The organism is Neobacillus sp. MER 74, from assembly GCF_023714155.1.
This window is the reverse complement of record NZ_JAMAUV010000008.1, coordinates 206817-227013: the sequence shown is the minus strand read 5'-3', so window position 1 is coordinate 227013 and position 20197 is coordinate 206817. Positions and strand designations below refer to the sequence as shown.

The 20197-nt window shown below is 39.4% G+C and carries 17 protein-coding genes and 1 other annotated feature; of the genes, 4 read left to right on the top strand and 13 right to left on the bottom strand.

Going from position 1 to position 20197, the window contains the following annotated elements; translation table 11 throughout:
* Nucleotides 1-4 precede the first annotated feature (4 nt).
* Together M3610_RS15795 and M3610_RS15790 are read right to left on the bottom strand one after the other, a co-directional pair.
* Nucleotides 5-1330 carry a G5 domain-containing protein gene (locus M3610_RS15795; protein WP_251460386.1) on the bottom strand — a complete coding sequence of 442 codons (1326 nt, stop codon included), beginning with the start codon at nucleotides 1328-1330 and terminating at the stop codon, nucleotides 5-7.
* A 68-nt stretch (nucleotides 1331-1398) separates the two neighbouring features.
* Nucleotides 1399-2055: a SoxR reducing system RseC family protein gene (locus M3610_RS15790; RefSeq protein WP_251460383.1), complete on the bottom strand. Its 657-nt coding sequence runs from the start codon at nucleotides 2053-2055 to the stop codon at nucleotides 1399-1401.
* Between the two features lie 232 nt (nucleotides 2056-2287).
* Here M3610_RS15790 and M3610_RS15785 point away from each other — a divergent pair, with 232 nt between their 5' ends.
* Genes M3610_RS15785 through M3610_RS15775 form a run of 3 tightly spaced genes read left to right on the top strand, consistent with a single transcriptional unit; the run spans nucleotide 2288 to nucleotide 4449 of the window.
* Nucleotides 2288-2743, top strand: coding sequence for a type IV pilus modification PilV family protein (locus M3610_RS15785; RefSeq protein WP_251460380.1), 456 nt, complete (start codon nucleotides 2288-2290; stop codon nucleotides 2741-2743).
* Between the two features lie 12 nt (nucleotides 2744-2755).
* On the top strand, nucleotides 2756-3238 hold the full coding sequence (locus M3610_RS15780) for a PulJ/GspJ family protein (RefSeq protein WP_251460376.1): 483 nt from the start codon (nucleotides 2756-2758) through the stop codon (nucleotides 3236-3238).
* Nucleotides 3235-4449 carry a hypothetical protein gene (locus M3610_RS15775; protein ID WP_251460373.1) on the top strand — a complete coding sequence of 405 codons (1215 nt, stop codon included), beginning with the start codon at nucleotides 3235-3237 and terminating at the stop codon, nucleotides 4447-4449. The genes M3610_RS15780 and M3610_RS15775 overlap by 4 nt, the downstream gene beginning before the upstream one ends.
* A gap of 53 nt (nucleotides 4450-4502) precedes the next feature.
* Here the strand turns inward: M3610_RS15775 and M3610_RS15770 are convergent, their stop codons facing one another.
* The 3 genes from M3610_RS15770 to M3610_RS15760 all read right to left on the bottom strand — a co-directional run bounded on the left by M3610_RS15770 (nucleotide 4503) and on the right by M3610_RS15760 (nucleotide 10324).
* Complete coding sequence (locus tag M3610_RS15770; protein ID WP_251460370.1) at nucleotides 4503-6221, bottom strand: sensor domain-containing diguanylate cyclase; 1719 nt, start codon at nucleotides 6219-6221, stop codon at nucleotides 4503-4505.
* Nucleotides 6222-6284: 63 nt separating this feature from the next.
* Nucleotides 6285-7607 carry a bifunctional folylpolyglutamate synthase/dihydrofolate synthase gene (locus M3610_RS15765; protein ID WP_251460456.1) on the bottom strand — a complete coding sequence of 441 codons (1323 nt, stop codon included), beginning with the start codon at nucleotides 7605-7607 and terminating at the stop codon, nucleotides 6285-6287.
* Between the two features lie 74 nt (nucleotides 7608-7681).
* A complete protein-coding gene (locus M3610_RS15760) occupies nucleotides 7682-10324 on the bottom strand; it encodes a valine--tRNA ligase (RefSeq protein WP_251460366.1) in 2643 nt (880 codons plus the stop codon).
* A gap of 50 nt (nucleotides 10325-10374) precedes the next feature.
* Nucleotides 10375-10611, bottom strand: a binding site (T-box leader).
* A gap of 151 nt (nucleotides 10612-10762) precedes the next feature.
* On the opposite strand from M3610_RS15760, the gene M3610_RS15755 reads away from it, so the two are divergent.
* Entirely contained in the window at nucleotides 10763-10954 is a 192-nt protein-coding gene (locus M3610_RS15755; RefSeq protein WP_098574244.1) for a hypothetical protein, read from the top strand.
* An 18-nt stretch (nucleotides 10955-10972) separates the two neighbouring features.
* On the opposite strand, the gene ysxE is transcribed toward M3610_RS15755, so the two are convergent.
* The 8 genes from ysxE to hemA all read right to left on the bottom strand — a co-directional run bounded on the left by ysxE (nucleotide 10973) and on the right by hemA (nucleotide 19986).
* The gene (gene ysxE, locus M3610_RS15750; RefSeq protein WP_098574601.1) at nucleotides 10973-12007 is read right to left on the bottom strand and encodes a spore coat protein YsxE; all 1035 of its coding nucleotides are present in this window, start codon (nucleotides 12005-12007) and stop codon (nucleotides 10973-10975) included.
* Nucleotides 12008-12120: 113 nt separating this feature from the next.
* A complete protein-coding gene (gene spoVID, locus M3610_RS15745; protein WP_311315828.1) occupies nucleotides 12121-13398 on the bottom strand; it encodes a stage VI sporulation protein D in 1278 nt (425 codons plus the stop codon).
* 366 nt (nucleotides 13399-13764) lie between these two features.
* Nucleotides 13765-15051, bottom strand: coding sequence for a glutamate-1-semialdehyde 2,1-aminomutase (gene hemL, locus M3610_RS15740; RefSeq protein ID WP_251460348.1), 1287 nt, complete (start codon nucleotides 15049-15051; stop codon nucleotides 13765-13767).
* Nucleotides 15052-15070: 19 nt separating this feature from the next.
* Nucleotides 15071-16051 carry a porphobilinogen synthase gene (gene hemB, locus M3610_RS15735; RefSeq protein ID WP_098574250.1) on the bottom strand — a complete coding sequence of 327 codons (981 nt, stop codon included), beginning with the start codon at nucleotides 16049-16051 and terminating at the stop codon, nucleotides 15071-15073.
* Nucleotides 16052-16054: 3 nt separating this feature from the next.
* Nucleotides 16055-16837, bottom strand: coding sequence for a uroporphyrinogen-III synthase (locus tag M3610_RS15730; protein WP_251460345.1), 783 nt, complete (start codon nucleotides 16835-16837; stop codon nucleotides 16055-16057).
* Nucleotides 16834-17769 carry a hydroxymethylbilane synthase gene (hemC, locus tag M3610_RS15725; RefSeq protein WP_251460343.1) on the bottom strand — a complete coding sequence of 312 codons (936 nt, stop codon included), beginning with the start codon at nucleotides 17767-17769 and terminating at the stop codon, nucleotides 16834-16836. The genes M3610_RS15730 and hemC overlap by 4 nt, the downstream gene beginning before the upstream one ends.
* Nucleotides 17770-17796: 27 nt before the next feature.
* Nucleotides 17797-18630: a cytochrome C assembly family protein gene (locus M3610_RS15720; RefSeq protein ID WP_098574256.1), complete on the bottom strand. Its 834-nt coding sequence runs from the start codon at nucleotides 18628-18630 to the stop codon at nucleotides 17797-17799.
* Nucleotides 18631-18642: 12 nt separating this feature from the next.
* Nucleotides 18643-19986 (bottom strand): glutamyl-tRNA reductase, encoded by a 1344-nt coding sequence (gene hemA / locus M3610_RS15715; RefSeq protein WP_251460340.1) that lies wholly within the window; start codon nucleotides 19984-19986, stop codon nucleotides 18643-18645.
* Between the last annotated feature and the right edge of the window lie 211 nt (nucleotides 19987-20197).

Here is a 20197-nt window from a genome sequence, read left to right as displayed (position 1 = left end):
GCTTTTATTTTGGTTGTTCATTTGGCTTGCCCCATAAGTCATTATCGTTAGAATTTTGTCCGGTATTATCTGTTGTTGTTGTTTGATTTCCATTCGCATTTGATGAATCGGTAGTCTGTTCACCACTGCCATCTGAATTACCAGTTGTATCAGTCGTTGGAGTACCTGCTTGTTCACTGCCAGCTAGCCCGTGGACTTCAATCTGGTATGAAGGAGGATAATAGTCTTCTGAAATCAGTTCACTTTTAAGAAGTTCGTTACCTTGATAAACATCCCGATAAACCTTAATAATTTCTCCTGTTTTTCCCTCAGTTTGGATCTTTGATTTTCCTGGGAGAAGGAGCGGACTATATTGAATGATTGTCTTGTATGCTAAATTTTGTTTTTCTTTAGTATTGATTTCATATTTATATACAAATTCTTGTCCCGTCAATGAAACCATCAATTCTTTATTTTCTAAGAGAAGTTTTAGTTTATACTTTGATTTATTAGGATTTTCTATCATCAAGTCTGTCTTTTTAGGTAGATTGACCATCGCTTCAAATCCTAACTTCGAATATGCAGGTAACGTGCTGCCAATGTTTCTTTCTAGAATTTTGAAATTTGAAGGTAAGATTGCTTGATAAATACCTGTGGCAATTATGTTTAAAGAGTCTAGATCATCAATTTTTTGCTTTTCCGCGAAATCTAACAGTGAAAAACTCGCACCCTGTGAAATTTCTATTTGAGGATTTTTATCAATGATCGTTCCCAAAGCAAACGGCACATTTGTCATTGAGATCACCACAGAATTTAGGACAGCATCCTTTTTAATTTTTCCTGCAAGTAAGAAATCATTATGAAGGTCCAAAGTCTGTGAACCTGATTCGAATAAGGAAGCTGTCGTATTTAAGCTCGCTGTGAGCTTTTTGATATCAAAATCACTTGTTTTGATTGGAGAAAATAATTGTTCTAATTGCTCTTTAACCTTTAATTTATCAACCGTAATATAGGCAGGATTTTTCTGCCCATCCTTAATGGAGTTGATTGTTTTTCCGGAATCTAGGTGAAATTGGTTTAAATCAAATGAAGCTGTTTTTTCTCCATATTGAAGTTGGATCTTTGTCTGTTTCACCCATTCAACGTATTTTTCCTCTAACAGACCTTTAGCTTCCATTTCTGTCTTTCCTGAAACATCTAAAGCACCGACCGTGGTACCATCAGAGAATTTTCCATCTGCATTTGTCATTTTTTCAAATGCTTTTGCCCCAAAATGGGAAAAACTAAAAATAAATGCTGTACTAAATAGTAAAACAACAAACAATTTGATCATTTGCTGATTCTTGCCCAAAAGTTCTGTCTCCCTTCAAACACTCACATATACTTCATCTATTAAACTAAGATAGAAATTATTGTTAGTTACTTTTGTAGAACTACCTTTTCTTTCGATTCAATTACATGTGAATCCACTTGCTCTGTTCTTAATTCAAGCTCTAATAAACTTTCGATTTCTGATAAATAGTCATTTTCCATGTCTTGATCATTAATTTGTGTTTTTACATCTACTACTTCATTATCTCTATCTAGTAAAAAGGAGATATCCATATCAATTGGCTCCTGCTCACTAACAGGTACATCTACAATTTCAGACAAGTCTGAAGAAGAAATTACCTCTGTCACTATATCTTTTTCTAATTTAAGATGGGACGAATCAGCTAACGGTAATTCATCGCCAATTTTCACCAAATTAATATCTTTTAAATTCTCAATTTCGTAATCAGGAGTGTGGCCATCAAATTCAACATCCATTGGGGCTTCTAATCCAGGATTTTTTGGTAATAATACTGTTCCCATTCGGTTACTCATAAAGTAAGCTGCAAAAAAACTGAGCGCTAAAAGTATTAATGCCGTCTCCCACAAAGGAATGATTGAAACGGCTGCAAGTCCTCCAAGAGATAAAATAAAACTAATTAATACTAAAAGGAGTTTCCCTTTTAAGGTGTAACCTAATGGCAGCAAGTATATTATTAACGTGAGTATAACCACCGAACTAAAGGCCCATAAAATTGATTGCATTCTTTCACTCTCCTTTTAATTAGTCATTTTATACTATTAAACTACATTTTCCTTCAAATGATTTAATTTTTTTGTAGATTTCCTCAAATATTAGACAAAATTCGCCTAATAAATATTGTATAATACTTTTAAGTTGTTTAAAAGAAGATGGAAAATAATTTTATAGGTAGATAATCCTAATTGTTTTTTCATCTATTTGTACTAATTTTGCTATCATTAAGGAATGATTAGAATGAAATTAATTCGCAATGAAAGAGGAGTCACTTTAATCGAGGTTCTTGTATCCATTGTGCTTCTTTCAATTATCTTTTTATCTGTTATGAGGTTTTTCCCACAAATGGGACTTATGAATAATCAAAATCAAGATAAGGCAAAAGCTATAAACCTTGCTAAAGAAGTTCTTATTAATTGGCAAGAATCAAGTGATGTGAAATGGTTTTTAGTTAAGACTGACCAAACAGCTGGTTTTACCCCAACTGATTCAAAAGTGACATATAATAGGTTCTACTCTGATCCAACCTATTATTATTTCGAAACGACTAAAGATCAATATGACGTGAATATTAAAATTAAGAGATTTCCTGAAACAAGTTCAAGATTATCAAGTATCCATTCGATTGTTGTTCAATTGATAGATAAAAAGAATAGACATGTCATTACTGAAACATTCGGATATGTTAAAAGATAGGAAATGAGATATATGAAGAGAACTGAAAATGGTTTCACATTAATTGAAGTACTTGTTACCCTATCCATTCTTTCCTTTGTAGGGATTATTGCCTGGAGTGTTTTTTTTCAAGGCTATAATTTTTCGCAAAAGGCAATTTCTAAAAACACGATGATTCAAGAAACCAATCTATTAATTACAAATTTAAAAAAAGTACATCAAACACTGATCGTATACGAAATAAAAAGTGAAAACTGTGAAATTAAAGTTACGAACCTAAAAACTAATCCCAAGCAAACGCAAATATTTAATCACCCTGCGATTTGTTTTAAAATTCTTGAAATAAATGCTGTGCCAGGCTCTGGGCCAAAAACAGTAAAACCCAATAATAAATTAAATGATGGTTCTTTAAATGACGTTTCTTTAAAAATTAATGCAAGTGAAAAGAATAATCCACAAAACAGTATAACTCAAGATACATTTCTTTATCGAATGAAGGGGGCGGATTATCAATGAAGAAGTTAATGAAGAATGAACAAGGATATGCCCTTGTAACCGTATTATTGATCATTACCGTTTTTATGGTTGTATTCCTCTCCTTCATGGGGCAGGCATTTAGCAGTGTAAAACAAAATCAGGTGGTTGAGAAAAAATCTCGTTCGGTTGCAGCAGCTGAAGCGGGGATTTCGAATTACCAGGTGGAAATTCAAAAAACATTTGAATCTGAACAACAAACTGTAAGTGATTATATAAGGGATAGACCTTTGCTTCAGGATGAATCTACATTTAAAAAGGAAGCTGCTAAAAAAATGGCAGAAGTGCTTCAAGGTAAAATCATTACAACTCCTACGAATGCTCCATATCGTATGAGTAGTTATATTGTTACTACCGACCCTGACCCGAGCTCGAGTAAAGTAATTATTAGTTTTAATGTTATCGGAAATGATAGCAGCAAAGAAACCACCCTTTTTACAAAAATGACAATAGACTTTGCTTCAATCATTGATCAAAGAACAATTGATACCAGTAACACTTACGCACTGCCAAAATTTGATACGGTTAAACCAACATCAACATCAGAATGTAAAACGTTAGATTGTGACAATGTTTATATAAACGGTAATGGTAATTTTACTGGTAATAATAACATTAGAGATAACCAAACAATTTACACTACAGGTGCACTCACTTTTGATGGAAATGGCAACGAAAATAATATAACAAATGTAAAAATCCACTCTGATGGTGCATTTATAAATAACAAAAACATGAATAGCGCTTCAAATGTAATTATAGAAACAAAAGACGGCGCTAAATTTATGCAGAATGTAAAGATAAGTGGAACATCAAAAATTCTAGTGAATAAAACATTGTATGTTAATCAACATTTAGAACTTGCGGATCATTCTTTTGTTTTTGTTGGAGGTGCAGATGCTCCAACAACTGATGCGAACTATAAGAGCGCAACGATTGATAATAATTTAAACATTCTATCTTCCTCAAAGATGTGTGTAAATGGAAATTTAGCAGCTAAGAAGGTTGATGTCGACTCAACTAGTAAATTATATGTGTTAGGTAAAGTGTGGGAAAATGGTTCAATAAAAACTGAATATACCGTTGATCTTAATACTTTTACTAGGGAATGTGGAAGTCTTATACCGCCTGAATTTAATATTAAATGGGGAGACAATGTAAATACCATCATAAATAGCGTTGATTATAATTAACACGATAAAAAGGTGTGACCGTAGTTGTAAAGACAACTACAGTCACACCTTTTTTAACACGAAGAATACTCCGCCACCCGATTCCGCCCAGCCCTCTTTGCACCCACATAAAGTGCCCGATCTGCATGCCGGATCAAAGCCAACGCATCTTCCGCATTTTCAGGTGCTGTCGCTACCCCAATTGATGCTGTAATCATGACTTTCTGCTGTGTTTGTTCAAAATCAAAAGATTGTTGGATGGTAAATGGCCAATTGGAAATCATTTGCCTAATTTGTTCAGCCATTTCATATGCCTCTTCTTTGGGTGTATCAGGCAGAAGTACAACGAATTCTTCCCCGCCATATCTTGCCACCGTACCACGACCACCTACCAACTTACTTAATCGGCTGGCAAGCTCAAACAGAATTTCATTGCCGCTTTGGTGACCATACGTATCATTGACATGTTTAAAATGGTCGATATCAAGAATAATTAACGATAGTGTTCGACGTTCAAATCGGGTTAATTTTTCAAATTCTTCAGTTAGCAGGTTTTCAAAATAACGATAATTATACAGTTTGGTTAATGAACAGCGTTCACTTTGCATTTTTGTCATCTCATAATGCTTGGCATTTTCAATGGCAACAGCAAAATGAGAACAAAGGATATCGATAATCATCAATTGGAATTTTTCAAAGGCACGCTTTCGCTTTGAAGCAAGTACTAAAACCCCAAGTACTTTTTTGCTTCGAACGATGGGTACACCTAGAACACTTTCGGCATCATCAGGTAGATGACCGTACGAAAAGTTCCGCCATTCTTTCCTTGCTGTAAATAAGAATGTTTTCTGCTCTGCCCACACCATCCCGCTAATTCCTTGGTTTTTCTTGACAGGAGGGAAATGCTTAGTCACGCCCCCTTCGACCCCTCGAACGACTTGAAGTTCATCATTCTTCGTTACTTCAAGGATATAGGCATAATCCACTGGAAGCATTTCACTAACCTTTTGAATCAACAAATCAACCACATCATCAACCTTCAAGCGTTCGGCCATTTGATGACCGATTTCAGCAGCCTTTTGTAAATATCCGTTGATCTTTTCACTAGAATAATAAAGTCTGAAAATCATAGATAAACTGACAAAAGGAATCCCCACAAACAACAGGGCTAAACCGCCGACTTGATTATAAAGGATATACAGTACAAACCCAATCGGAAAGGTGATGAAAGTGGTTATCGTCTCAACAATAAAATCCTTTCCGAAATAGGATTCTTTGCTTTTATAAATAAAATATAGATTGAAGGAGACAATGATCTGATTCATCGCATAACTAACCACTGCATATAACATAGCTAGCCATAAGTAATTAGAGTTTTCTGTAAAATTCTGTCCTACCTCTCCACCAAGCCCGTGGTAGACCAGTCCACTGGTCAAGGAAACGAGGAAAAACATATTCAAGTTAAGCGGTAATCGAAATAATTCCCCTTTGCGAAGGATCCGCAACTTGAGTAGTAAAACAAGAACGGCTATTTGTGCAAAAATGATTTCCACAAATAAACCGAATCTTAAAAAGGTAGCAAGCGCCACCCATTGGATTAAGAATATAAACATATTATTTATGACAATCGGCATCGTTGCAACCACACAGGTTAACAGTAAAAAGGCAAGGATATCCGTCCACTGCCCGGAGATTTGTGGAGGATAAGTCTTATAAGTGAACCAAGTTCCAGCTGGAACCATTAAAATCCAAGTTAGAAAAATCGAATTCTTGATGTATGGATTTACCTTCATGCTTATCCTCCGCTTTCGATTTTTATCAAGATAAAATTATTTTACCATCGAAAAAATATCTTGTCATAAAGAAATTTTCTTGTTTTTCAAAAACTGGCATAAAAATGGTTTTACCTCAGAAATAAAATAAAGTGAACCTGTTATAACTAATATGTTGTCGTTATCCAGTGTTTTTATTTCTTCTGCAAGATACGAACCCCAGTCATCCACCGCGAGTTTGTTGGCTGATTGGCTGATTTTCAGTAATTCTTCTGCTTTTGCCGCACGTGGAAAATCAAAGCTAACAAAAGTAATTTGAGAAGCAATTTGATCAAGTTTCCCAATCATCTCGTCCAGCTTTTTATCCGTTAATGCAGCAAAGACAATCTGGATATGGCGATTGGGATATCGAGTGGATAGTTCTTGTGTAAGAGCTGTAATCCCTTCCTCATTATGGGCCCCGTCAATGATGACCAGTGGACTTTCCGACAGCATTTCAAATCTACCTGGCCAATATGCCTTCTGTAATCCTGCTCGAATCGCTTGTTCGGTTAAGATAAACTCGCCTTTTTGATGTAAAAATTGGGCAGCTATTACCGCAAGAGCGGCATTTTCCGTTTGATGCTTGCCCATCATGCTGATTTCCAGCTGGTCGAGTGTATGAAATGGAGTGGAAACGTTAAACACTTCGCCCTTACCTAAGGAATTATGACCGCTTATCGAAATCTCCTGATTTAAGCGATATACGGGTGCCTCTTTCTTATTAGCTTGTTCCTCGATGACCTTGAGCGCACCTGGATGTTTAACAGCAGTGAAAAGGGCGGTACTCTTTTTAATAATCCCTGCTTTTTCAAAAGCAATTTCCTCATATGTATCTCCGAGGATATTGGTGTGATCAAGACCGATATTCGTAATGATGGAAGCTAACGGTTGGATAATGTTGGTTGAATCAAAGCGACCGCCTAACCCTACTTCAAAAATAACGATGTCAACCTTGTTCAAACTTGCGAAATAATGAAACGCCATGGCGGTAATCACTTCAAACTCGGTTGGCCCGCCTAGGTCCGTTTCTTCTAATTCATCTGCCAATGGGCGAATGATATTTGTTAACTGAAGCAGTTCCTCATCGCTAATTGCTTTTCCATTGACACTAATTCGTTCGTTAAACTGTTCTATATAGGGCGAGGTAAAGGTACCGACTGTATACCCCCCTGCTTCAAGAATGGAACGAAGATAGGTAACTGTAGACCCTTTACCATTGGTACCGCCAATATGAACGGTCTTCATTTTTGTTTCCGGATGGCCGAGTCTTTCCATCATCCATTCCATCCGCCTTAATCCTGGCTTGATCCCTAGTCTTAACCGAGCATGGATCCATTCTAGGGCTTCTTTATATGTAGTAAACATCCGTGACACCCCATCTTTTTGTATGTGTAATAAGATGAGACGACTCCATTGCTGGACTCGCCTCATCATTTAGTTTACCCTCTTAATTCTTTAATTCGAGCTTCTACGATTGCTCTCTTCTCACGATAATCACTTTCTTTTGCCCGCTCTTCAGCTACAACATTCTCAGGGGCTTTTTTCATGAAGCCTTCATTACTCAATTTCTTTTGAACTCGTTCCACTTCTTTATTTAAGCGGTCGAATTCTTTTTGTAGACGAGCAATTTCTTCGTCGATGTTAATCAAGCCCGCAAGCGGCAGGATGATTTCAACGCCAGTTATAACGGCTGTCATGGCTTTTTCAGGGGTTTCAAGTTCCACACCCATTTGCAATTCTTCAGGATTACAGAAACGTTCAATATAGCTGCGGTTATTCTCAAGTGATGTAAGAACTGTTTCATCCTTCGCTTTGACGAGCATTTTGATTTTCTTGCTCATTGGAGTGTTTACTTCCGCACGAATATTTCGTACAGAACGAATCATTTCCATGAGCAATTTCATTTCTTGGGCTGCTTGGTCATCAGAAAGAGCTGGATTTACTTCTGGCCACTTCGCCGTCGTAATGGATTCACCTTGGTGTGGAAGGTTTTGCCAAATTTCCTCGGTGATAAATGGCATGAATGGATGTAACAAACGCATCGTTTGATCCAATACATGAGCTAGAATGGAACGAGTGGTTTTCTTAGCTGCTTCATCTTCGCCATATAACGGAAGTTTCGCCATTTCAATATACCAGTCACAGAAGTCATCCCAGATAAAGTTATATAATGCACGGCCTACTTCCCCGAATTCATAGCGGTCAGAAAGTCTTGTCACATGTTCAATCGTTTCATTTAAGCGTGTTAAAATCCATTTGTCGGCAACTGATTTTTCACCGCTGAAATCAATTTCATCATAGGTCATGCCGTCCATATTCATTAACGCAAAACGGGACGCATTCCAAATTTTATTGGCAAAGTTCCATGTAGACTCTACTTTTTCAAAACTGAAACGTAAGTCTTGACCCGGAGAACTTCCGGTTGAAAGGAAATATCTTAACGCATCGGCACCGTATTTTTCGATAACATCCATTGGGTCTACGCCGTTTCCAAGGGATTTACTCATTTTACGGCCTTGCTCATCCCGAACGAGACCATGGATGAGGACATCTTTAAATGGACGCTCGCCGGTAAACTCGATGCTTTGGAAAATCATTCGGGATACCCAGAAGAAGATAATATCATAGCCAGTTACTAACACGTCAGTTGGGAAGTAACGCTTGAAATCAGCTGCTTCTGTATTCGGCCAGCCCATCGTTGAGAACGGCCATAATGCCGAACTGAACCAAGTATCTAGAACGTCTTTATCCTGTTCCCAGTTCTCCGCATCTGCAGGTGCTTCTGTTCCTACATATACCTCACCTGTTTGCTTGTGGTACCAAGCCGGGATCCTGTGACCCCACCAAAGCTGTCTTGAAATACACCAGTCGCGGATATTTTCCATCCAGCGCAGGTATGTTTTTTCAAAGCGGTCTGGAACAAAGTTTACTTTCGCCCCTTTATCTTGCAGGGCAATCGCTTCATCTGCGAGCGGCTGCATTTTAACAAACCATTGGGTGGAAAGATATGGTTCAACCACTGCACCGCTTCGCTCGGAGTGACCTACGGAATGTGGATGCTCTTCAATTTTGAAAAGAACACCTTGTTCCTGCAAATCTTTCACGATTTGCTTGCGGCATTCGAAACGGTCTAAACCTTTATATTTGCCGGCTTTATCATTCATCGAGCCATCTTCGTTCATAACAAGAATCCGTTCTAAGTTATGACGATTACCAAGTTCAAAGTCGTTCGGGTCATGGGCAGGTGTAATTTTAACCGCTCCAGATCCAAATTCCATATCGACATAATCATCAGCCACAATTGGAATTTCGCGGCCAACGATTGGCAGAATGACGTTTTTACCAATGAGATGCTTATAGCGGTCATCTTCCGGATGAACGGCAACAGCCGTATCGCCTAGCATTGTTTCGGGACGGGTTGTCGCCACCTCAATATGTCCGGAACCATCGGCAAGCGGATAGTTCATATGATAAAAGGCACCTTGAACATCTTTATAAATTACTTCGATATCTGATAGTGCTGTTTTGGTAGACGGGTCCCAGTTAATAATATATTCACCGCGGTAAATGAGACCTTTTTTATAAAGGGTAACAAACACCTCTTTAACAGCATCTGATAAGCCTTCATCAAGCGTGAAACGCTCGCGGCTGTAATCTAAGCCTAAGCCTAGTTTCGACCATTGCTGACGGATATGAGAAGCATACTCTTCCTTCCACTTCCATGTTTCCTCAACGAATTTTTCTCTGCCTAAATCGTAGCGGCTTTTGCCTTCACTGCGAAGTTTTTCTTCTACCTTTGCTTGGGTAGCAATCCCCGCATGGTCCATCCCCGGTAACCAAAGCACATCATAGCCCTGCATCCGCTTCATACGGGTCACGATATCTTGCAGCGTTGTATCCCAGGCATGACCTAAATGAAGTTTCCCTGTTACGTTTGGGGGCGGAATAACAACCGTGTATGGCTGCTTACTTTCATCATCTTTTGCTTCAAAAAACTTCCCTTGCAGCCACCATTCATATCGACCTTTTTCAATCGTTTGCGGGTCATATTTAGTAGGCATTGTTAGTTCCTTTGTTTCCATTGTAAAATCCTCCTTTGATTCCTTTTCCACATAAAAAACCCCAATCGTCATAAAAGGACGAATGGAGTTTGCTTCGCGGTACCACCTTTTTTCCAATCAAAAAACTGATTGGCACTTATGTAGATAACGGATTTTGTCCGTCTTCAACTAATAGGATTCTTATAATCCGTTCGCAGAAGAAGCTCGTGGGCGACCTTCCGACTGTCTGCTTAGGAAATCTTCCAGCTCATAATTTCCCTCTCTATAAAGCAGGTTGGCATCGTACTCTTCCCTGTCGTTGCTTATTAATTAAATTATATTGTTATACTACCGAAAAAAAGGGTTTGACGTCAATAATGATAACCACTTTTTTTATTTTTTATACTATATGCTTCTTTTTTGGAGAATTCTCCGCTCATGTGGAATATACATAAAGAAAATAAAAAAGGGGGGTTTTTGGTGAAGAGGAATTTCAATAAATTTAAATACCAACCCTGGTTTCGGACTTGTCGGAGGGTGGCAGCGCAATTAGTTATTCCATTTGTGGTCTTCCAATTTATTCGAACACTGATTATTCCTACATTCTTTGATATTGTGTTATTAACGTTATTTGTGGCGATTGCTGTGTCGATCTATTTTGAAATCGTATAAGGAGCCCTTGTAGCAAGTTTACTGCTGCTGGGCTCCTTCTTTTGCTGCTGATTGCGCATCAATCTCGGTCATTCTCATGACAACATACTCGGAGTTTTTCAAATGCCAGTAGCGGTGCTGCAGCTGGCGTACATATTTTAACTCGTTTTTGGGACGCTCCTTCCGATAGTAGCTTTCTGCTACCTGGATAATTGGAATCGGAAGTGCCAAGTAGCTGAAGAATAATAATTTTTCATCCGCTTTAAACGGAAAGTATTTAAAATAATGATAGACCCAATCGATAGCTGTATCGCTACGCTTTGGATTGGTGTTTAAGGCTCGTGATAAATAGGGGAGGAGGTCATGGATCGGTGAACCATAGCGAGCATTCTCAAAGTTTATAAAATAACCATACCCTTTATCATCATATAAAAAATGCTCGGGTGACAATTTTCCATGAGTAATCACCATGCGGGCCTTTTCATTGTCTTTCGTTTTTTCATACCATTCTTCAAATTTGGTTTTCGAGAATTTCAGCGCTTGGCTGATTTCATTGTAATAGAGGCAGAATAACAATTCGAAAGGCGACATATAGGTCTTTTTTTCACATTCGTCGATGAAGCCATCGAGGAATTCCTGATGTTTTTCATGCTGTTGAAGAGTCTTTTCATAGTGCTCTGTTCTTTCTTCTTTATCCAAGGTAATTTCCTTGGCTGATAGTGTATGAAGGCGGGCTAGTTCACGAAACAGCTGTTGATTTCTGTGCTCACGGTCTTCTTTTTGTTCATTTGACATCCATGGCATTAAGTAATAGAGGTCATTTTCATGTAATATTGCATACCTTCCGTCCATGGTAGGATATATTGGAACGATACGGTTAAATCCTTTTTGGTAGAGAAGATGGACATGACGTATGAAATCGGTCCCGGTCGTCGGGTCAATTTTTTTTAATGCAAAAGTTCCTTTATTGGAATAAACCTTGAGGACGCTGCCAAAATCCTCTACAAACTGAGGTTCAACAAGATAATGTTTTAAGATTGGGGCAATTGCGGCTAGATGATTGGAGTTATTCATGTGAACTTTCAACTCTCTTTCCATTGAAAAAGCGTAACCGCCCGCTTGATGGACGATATTACGATTATGAAAAGAAGGTGAGCAGGTCAAAAGAACCCGCTCATCTCTTTTAGTTATTTTTTTGCAAAGCTGCTAGGAATATATAATACTTGGCCTTCGTATACATCTTGATTGATTTCAAGATTGTTAACGCGAAGGAGGTTTTGTACGGATACATCATATCGATCTGCTACACTGCTCACGGTATCGCCCTTTTGGACGATGCAAATCTTAACTCTTGCTTGCTCCGCATGTTCATCCTTCCGAGCAAAGAACTCGGTTAACGTCATACTTTTCTTTTTGGCTGCTTTTTTCTTTTTTACATTTTTCGGCGGTTCCTCTGGGGAGGAAGAGCTCTCTTCTACCTGACTTACTTCCTCTTCAACCTGACCTATTGGGTGTTGCTCTACTTCCACACCACCCGCTTGCTCTTGCACTGGCTGGCTGGGCTCACTTCTTGCTTCCTGGAAATACCATGCTGGCTGGCTCTCTTCACTTTTTACTTCTTCAATATCCCAGGATGAATGGTACCCTTCATTTCTAACTTCTTGTAAATCTACTGCGGGTTCGTTTTCTTGATTACTGGCCTCTTGAAACTCCCATGCTGGCTGGCTCTCTACATTTCTTGCTTCCTCTAACTCCCATGTAGGTTCGTGTTCCTCTTCTTCAATTTCTTCCTGCGGCTGGTAATTGAAGGTCGGAAATTTAGGTAAAACTTCTACACTCTCTTCTTCCTCTTGCTGCTTCCTAGCCTCAGCTTCAAATAAGAAGTTATCTTGGTAACTGCTTTGGACTGTTTCCAATTCAACTTCTACTTCTTCCACATCTTCATATTCAGGTTCAGCACGATGGACAACCTCAATTTCAGTGGCCTCTTCCTGCGGTTGTTGTTGTTCGGTCGAATATAAGCCGCTAATCGTTAGTTCTGCTGCCAGCTTCAGGCAGCTGCGTTCAGGAATCGAATAGTCAAACGATTCAACGAGAACATCAATATCGTAAATACTCTGAATCCGATTATTTGGGATGGTGATGTCGACAGGGAATCGGTGGGTAAATTCACAGGTTCCTTCCTCGCGGGTATCGACCCTTTCCACAAACTTTTGTGATGTTACACCTTCTTCTTCGTTTTCACTGTTAGTTTCGTAACTTTTATATTCGCCTGTGAGTTCGAGCGAACCTCTTATGGTTACGTACTGGTCGTTTTCCTGAATGGTAATGTCCGGGTCTAAAGAGATGGAAATAAGCTCTTCGACTTCCTGTCCTTTTCTAAACCACAAAGACTCCTCCAAGGAAAAGCGTAGGCACGATTGGTTCTCTTGGGACAAAGCGACTCCTCCTTTCGTTTCCTTCACGCAAAATCACTATGTCACTTACACTCTATGACCCAAGGGCTTTTTTTATGATAAAAAGTGTTATTTTGATTGGAAAAGAAACGTAGTTTTTGGGATTGGAGATTTAGATGAGGATTTTATGTTTTATCAGAGTGAGGATTTCGCCAAGTTGAGTGGGGATTTCGCCGGTTTACTTGATTATTTCGCCTAACTGGGACTTTATTTCGCCAACTTTGCTAATTATTTCGCCAAAACACAGATTTATTTCGCCAAACCCTATTTCCAAACTACTGTCTGCAAAAGCCAGTCCCTAGACTGGCTCAACAAATTAAGCTTTTAACCATACAAAAAGACACCCACCAAACCTGGTGGGTGCCATAACATAGATTATTTAAGCTTTGAGAAGGCAATTTCCGCCGCACGGATGGTCTTTTCGATATCCTCATCTGAATGCTCAGTAGATAAGAACAAGCCTTCAAACTGGGATGGCGGTAAGAAAATTCCTTGTAGTGCCATCTCACGATAATATGCGGCGAAGAATTCCAAATTAGATGATTTCGCTACATCATAATTAATGACTGCTTCATTCGTAAAGAAGAAGCCGATCATTGAACCTGCACGGTTAAATGTGATGGGAACATCATATTTTTCAGCTGCAGCCTTGAAACCTTTTTCCAATAAATCACCCTTACGGATAAATTCCGCATAATGCTCTGGAGTTAATTGGCTTAGAGTTTCATAACCTGCTGTCATTGCAAGTGGGTTACCAGAAAGGGTACCCGCTTGATAAATTGGACCGCTTGGGGCAATCTGCTTCATGATTTCTGCTTTCCCGCCGTACGCTCCAACCGGAAGTCCACCGCCAATTACTTTACCAAGGCAAGTGATATCAGGAGTGATATTGAAATATCCTTGTGCACAGTTATAACCGACACGGAAGCCTGTCATAACCTCATCAAAAATAAGCAATGAGCCGTTCGCTGACGTAATCTCACGGAGACCTTCTAAGAATCCAGGAAGCGGCGGCACTAGCCCCATGTTCCCAGCAACAGGCTCAACAATAATACAGGCAATATCCTCACCGTATTGTTCAAACGCATATTTTACGCCTTCAAGGTCATTGTAAGCGACTGTGATGGTATTTGAGGCTACCCCTTCAGGTACGCCTGGGCTGTCAGGTAAGCCTAGAGTAGCCACGCCCGAACCAGCCTTAATCAACAGGGAATCCCCGTGACCATGGTAACAGCCTTCAAATTTCAAAATCTTATTACGTCCTGTATACCCTCTTGCTAAGCGAAGCGCACTCATTGTTGCTTCTGTTCCTGATGATACCATCCGAATCACTTCGATGGATGGGACACGTTCAATCACAAGATTAGCTAGTTTATTCTCCATTAATGTTGGTGCACCGAAACTTGTTCCAAGTTCAGCAACCTTTTTCAAGCTTTCTACGACGCGGTCATTCGTATGACCGAGAATGAGTGGTCCCCATGAAAGGACGTAGTCAATGTATTCATTGCCATCAATATCATAAATTTTTGACCCTTTGCCTCGTTCCATAAAAATCGGGTCCATATTTACTGATTTAAACGCACGTACCGGACTATTTACACCGCCTGGCATAATAGCTTGGGCTTCTTTAAATGCTTCTATCGACTTTGTATACGAACGCATACCGTTCCCTCTTTTCAAATTATTGGTCTTCTCGTAACCAGCGAACCGCATCTTTTGCAGCATAAGTAATGATCAAGTCTGCACCCGCACGTTTCATGCCCATTAACATTTCAAGTACGGTGTTTTTTTCATCAATCCAGCCGTTTTGTGCTGCCGCTTTAACCATTGCATATTCTCCGCTTACATTATAAATAACAATCGGTAAATTAAAGGTATTTTTCATATCACGGACGATATCAAGGTATGGCATCCCTGGTTTCACGATTAAAAAGTCTGCCCCTTCAGCGACATCAGATTCTGCTTCTCTAAATGCCTCCAACCGGTTCGCAGGATCCATTTGATAAGTCTTCCGATCACCAAATTGCGGTGCACCCTCAGCTGCTTCACGGAAAGGACCGTAGAAAGCGGATGCGTATTTCACGGCATAAGACATAATTGGAATCTCCGTAAAGCCTGCTTCATCCAATCCTGCACGGATAGCGGCAACAAAGCCGTCCATCATGTTAGATGGGGCAATAATGTCTGCCCCTGCTTCTGCCTGCGCAATAGCTGTTTTTACAAGCAATTCAAGGGATTGATCGTTAAGAATCTTCTCCCCTTCTACCACTCCACAGTGACCGTGGCTTGTATATTCGCAAAGACAAGTATCTGCAACGACAATAATTTCAGGGAATTTTTCTTTGATAAAACGAGTAGCTACCTGAACGATTCCATGGTCATGATAAGCCTGCTCACCGCATGCATCTTTCGTTTTTGGAATCCCGAAAAGCAGGACCGACTTAATTCCATGTGCGACGATATCTTCCATTTCTGCTTCTAAATGGTCCATCGAAACTTGGTAAACACCCGGCATGGATGACACTTCATTGCGGATATTTTCACCTTCATAAATAAAAAGTGGATAAATGAAGTCCTCTGCTTTCAGATGATTTTCACGAACTAGTGAACGCATGCTCGCACTTGAGCGTAAGCGGCGATGACGTTTAAATTGAAGTTCCATTTATTATTCCTCCGTCTCTAAATAAGCAACCATGCTATTAATCATTTCTTTTACGGTGAACTCTTTGGGTGACGCATGGACGGGTAATCCATAGTCGCGTAATTTTTTCTCTGTAACAGGCCCAATACAGCCAATAAGGCAGTTACTTAACTGCTCATTCAGTCCATACTGCTTCACAACAGCCATTAAATGATCAACTGTTGATGGGCTTGTAAAAGTAAGGATATCTAGTTTGAGATCCGCTAGCATCCGTGCCAGCTTATCGCGACTTTCATCGGGCAGGTATGTTTCGTAAATGACAACCTCATCCACACGTGCACCACGTTCAGTTAAGGTCCTGGCGATATACTCTCGGGCAAGATTTCCTTTCGGAAGCAGCACCCTTGCATCCCTATCCAATAATGGACTAAATTCTTCCACGAACGTTTCTGCCACATAAGCGGACGGAACAAACTCAGGGGAGAATCCCATTGCTTCCAAAGCCTCTGCTGTCTTTTTTCCAATCACAGCGATTCTTGGAAACGCCCCGCCTATCTCTCTTTTATTAAAAAAAGAAAAAAATGTTTCTACTGTGACATTGCTAGTAAAAATAATCCAGTCATATGTATCAAGTGCCAATAATGAATTGTAAAGGCGTTGATTTTTTTCAATTGGACGAAAAGCAATAAGAGGGATTTCGATTGGAATCCCTCCGAACCTTTCAACCAGCTGTGAAAAGGATTTTGCTTGATTTTCTCCTCTTGGAACAAGAACGGTTTTATCAAGCAAAGGTAACGTTTGGGTCATAGACCCTCGAGCTCCCGCTTTACCTTCTCAATCAGGTCCTTACCACCTTTTTGAATTAACAGGTCCGCTGCCTGAATACCAAGTTCTTCTGGGTGATGACCTCTTAACTCTTCTTTAATGATTTCATGTCCTTCCGGGGAAGCCACTAACACATTTAGGACGATTTCATCATTGTCTGCCACATAGGCGAAGCCGGCAATTGGTACCTGACACCCGCCCTCCATTTTTTGAAGGAAGGCCCGCTCGGCACGAACGGCTCTTTCTGTTTTCTTACAAGTGAATTTTTCGAAAAGTTCTAGAAGTTCTTTATCATCTTCACGGCATTCAATCGATAAAGCCCCTTGACCCACAGCTGGAATACAAAGGTCCGCATCCAAAAATTCAGTAACTACGTCTGAAGCCCAGCCAAGGCGTGATAGGCCTGCAGCTGCTAGAATAATCGCATCGTATTCTTCCGTTTCTAATTTGGCTAATCTTGTATCTACGTTTCCACGGATCCATTTAATCTCTAAATCAGGACGCGCCACTAATAACTGAGCACTGCGGCGCAGGCTGCTTGTCCCGATAATCGCACCGGGTTTTAAATCTTTTAGCTTTACATGTCCTCTGGAGATGAGCGCATCACGGTGATCCTCACGGAATGGGATACAGCCAATTGTTAGTCCTTCTGGTAAAACAGCCGGCATGTCTTTCATACTATGCACGGCCATATCAATCTCTTTATCAAGCATAGCCTGCTCGATTTCTTTTACAAATAATCCTTTACCGCCAACTTTTGAAAGGGTAACATTTAGAATTTGATCCCCTTTCGTGACGATTTCTTTCACTTCAAATTCGAAACGAGGGTCCAACTTCTTCAATTGGTCCATCACCCAATTTGTTTGTGTTAAAGCCAGTTTGCTTCGTCTAGAACCTACAATGATTTTTCTCATGAATGTGCCTCCTGAGGTGGTTATGCCCTACGCATACCATAAATGAAAAGATGATAATCTACCAAATAAGAAAAAATTAATTAGGACAATTAAAAATGCCGCTGTATTCCAAATGGCCAGTTTTCTGCCAGATAAATTTTTCATAATATGCAAATATAAAAGGATACTATATGCTATCAATAACAGAAATGATCCAACGATTTTCATATCGTACCAAGGCATCCCGGGAACCTTAAGAAAGGCCCACTGCAGTCCTAAAATCAAACTTAGCAGCAGCATTGGCACACCGATCACAGCCAATATGTAGGATGATTTTTCGAGTTTATCTAAGTCGGCAAGCCGTATGAGCCTTGTGCCCCATTTTTTCCTTTTTAATAAATCATATTGAAGCAAATATAATGATGAGAAAACAAAGGATAGGGAAAATGCACCATATGAAAGAATAGCCATCGTAATATGAATTAATAACAGTTCGGAAACAAGCTGCTTCGCCATGATATGCGAACTATATTGCATTGGGGCAAATGTATGAATCGCCATCACCGTAAAGCCAAGGATATTCGTGAAAAAAACGATAAAATCAACCCGTAATAAATGATTAATCACAATGGATAATGTAACCAATATCCACGCATAAAAATAAAGTCCCTCAAAAATCGTTAATACCGGGAATCTGCCTGTTTTATACATATAGATTCCGAGAAAGACGGTTTGCAAAATCCATACAAACGCAAGTAACCAGAAAGCAATACGGTTTGCCTTCCGGTTATGATGTAGGAAATCGAAAAAATATAACAACACACTAAAGGCGTAAAGAACAACGGTTAATTCGTGAAGCCTTGTCATAAAGACATTAAACATAGAATGTACCCCTTATGACTGAAAGGAAGCCCGCGGTGTTGTAACCGGTATTTGATTGGTTTCGGCTGCTTTCGAATGTTGTTCTTGGACAAGCTCTTCAATATTAAAAATTTTCATGAATAATTCCATTGCCTGATTTGCGTCAGGTCGCGCAGCCAATTCTTTTGCTTGTAAGATAGGATCCTTTAAGAGCTGATTGATGATACTTTTGGTATGCTTATTTAAAACTTTTAAGTCACGTTCTGTTAAATTTGGCAATTTCCTTTCCAAACTTACCATCGTTTCAGATTGTATCGCATGGGCTTTTTCTCTCAGTGCTGAGATGACTGGTACTACTCCAAGCGTTCCAAGCCAATGCTTGAAATCCACGATTTCCTTTTCAATCATGAGCATGATTCGTTCTGCTGCTTTCTTACGTTCTTGCAAGTTGGCCTCAACAATTCCTTCTAAATCATCGATATCGTATAAAAAGACATTTTCAAGGTCACCAATTCTAGGATCTAAGTCGCGTGGTACAGCAATGTCTACCATAAATAACGGCTTCCCTTTGCGTTTTTTCTCAATGCCGGCCATCATTTCTTTTGAAATAACAAAGTCTTTCGCACCAGTTGAACTGATAAGGATGTCAGCTTCCACCAATGATTTCTCTAATTCAGCCATTTTTCTCGCTTTACCGCTGAAACGATTCGCTAAATCAATTGCCTTTTCATAGGTTCGGTTAATTACCGTAACTTGCTTCACGCCATTACCGTGAAGGTTTTGAGCAGCTAATTCACCCATTTTTCCTGCTCCGAAAATTAACACATGTTTATTAGCAAGTGATCCAAAAATTTTCTTGGCCAATTCAACGGCTGCATAGCTGACAGAGACGGCATTGGCACCAATATCAGTTTCTGAATGAGCACGTTTGGCAAGGGTAATCGCTTGTTTAAACAAGTGGTTAAATACAGTACCTGTCGTTGCTTCTTGCTGCGCCAAAATAAAACTCGTACGAACCTGTCCTAGGATTTGTGTTTCTCCTAAAACCATGGAATTAAGTCCGCAAGTCACGTTAAATAAATGATCAATCGCCCCATCATCTTCATACACAAATAAGAACGGAGAAAATTCTTTTTGTTCTAATTCGAACCATTCGGACAGAAATTCTTTAATATAATAGCGGCCAGTATGTAATTGGTCTACCACCGCATAAATTTCCGTACGATTACATGTAGACAAGATGATATTTTCTAGGATGCTTTTTTTTGTATTGAGCTTTTTTATGGCATTTGCAAGGTCGGCTTCATCAAATGACAACCGCTCGCGTATTTCAACAGGGGCAGTTTTATAGTTTATACCGATCACTAATGTATGCATTTGTAAGGACACCCCCAATAGATATTACAACTTAGCTAGTATGATTATATCATGAGCAATTTCGACTTTTGCTCGTAAAATGTGAACAGAAAACGAAACTATATGTTAATATATTTAAGTAAAGCCGCTGATTAACAATCCACCTGGAACAGTTTAGCAGCGTTTCCTTTATTTACTTAATCATGATAAATATTTTTTTAATATACTTCCT

Bases quoted from the DNA above. Each gene is read 5' to 3' on its own strand.
- M3610_RS15775 (WP_251460373.1), top strand. From the start codon at position 3,235: ATGAAGAAGTTAATGAAGAATGAACAAGGATATGCCCTTGTAACCGTA.
- M3610_RS15770 (WP_251460370.1), bottom strand. From the start codon at position 6,221: ATGAAGGTAAATCCATACATCAAGAATTCGATTTTTCTAACTTGGATT.
- M3610_RS15730 (WP_251460345.1), bottom strand. From the start codon at position 16,837: ATGACCCAAACGTTACCTTTGCTTGATAAAACCGTTCTTGTTCCAAGA.
- hemA (WP_251460340.1), bottom strand. From the start codon at position 19,986: ATGCATACATTAGTGATCGGTATAAACTATAAAACTGCCCCTGTTGAA.
- M3610_RS15780 (WP_251460376.1), top strand. From the start codon at position 2,756: ATGAAGAGAACTGAAAATGGTTTCACATTAATTGAAGTACTTGTTACC.
- hemL (WP_251460348.1), bottom strand. From the start codon at position 15,051: ATGCGTTCGTATACAAAGTCGATAGAAGCATTTAAAGAAGCCCAAGCT.
- hemB (WP_098574250.1), bottom strand. From the start codon at position 16,051: ATGGAACTTCAATTTAAACGTCATCGCCGCTTACGCTCAAGTGCGAGC.
- hemC (WP_251460343.1), bottom strand. From the start codon at position 17,769: ATGAGAAAAATCATTGTAGGTTCTAGACGAAGCAAACTGGCTTTAACA.
- M3610_RS15765 (WP_251460456.1), bottom strand. From the start codon at position 7,607: ATGTTTACTACATATAAAGAAGCCCTAGAATGGATCCATGCTCGGTTA.
- M3610_RS15760 (WP_251460366.1), bottom strand. From the start codon at position 10,324: ATGGAAACAAAGGAACTAACAATGCCTACTAAATATGACCCGCAAACG.
- M3610_RS15790 (WP_251460383.1), bottom strand. From the start codon at position 2,055: ATGCAATCAATTTTATGGGCCTTTAGTTCGGTGGTTATACTCACGTTA.
- M3610_RS15720 (WP_098574256.1), bottom strand. From the start codon at position 18,630: ATGTTTAATGTCTTTATGACAAGGCTTCACGAATTAACCGTTGTTCTT.
- ysxE (WP_098574601.1), bottom strand. From the start codon at position 12,007: ATGAATAACTCCAATCATCTAGCCGCAATTGCCCCAATCTTAAAACAT.
- M3610_RS15785 (WP_251460380.1), top strand. From the start codon at position 2,288: ATGAAATTAATTCGCAATGAAAGAGGAGTCACTTTAATCGAGGTTCTT.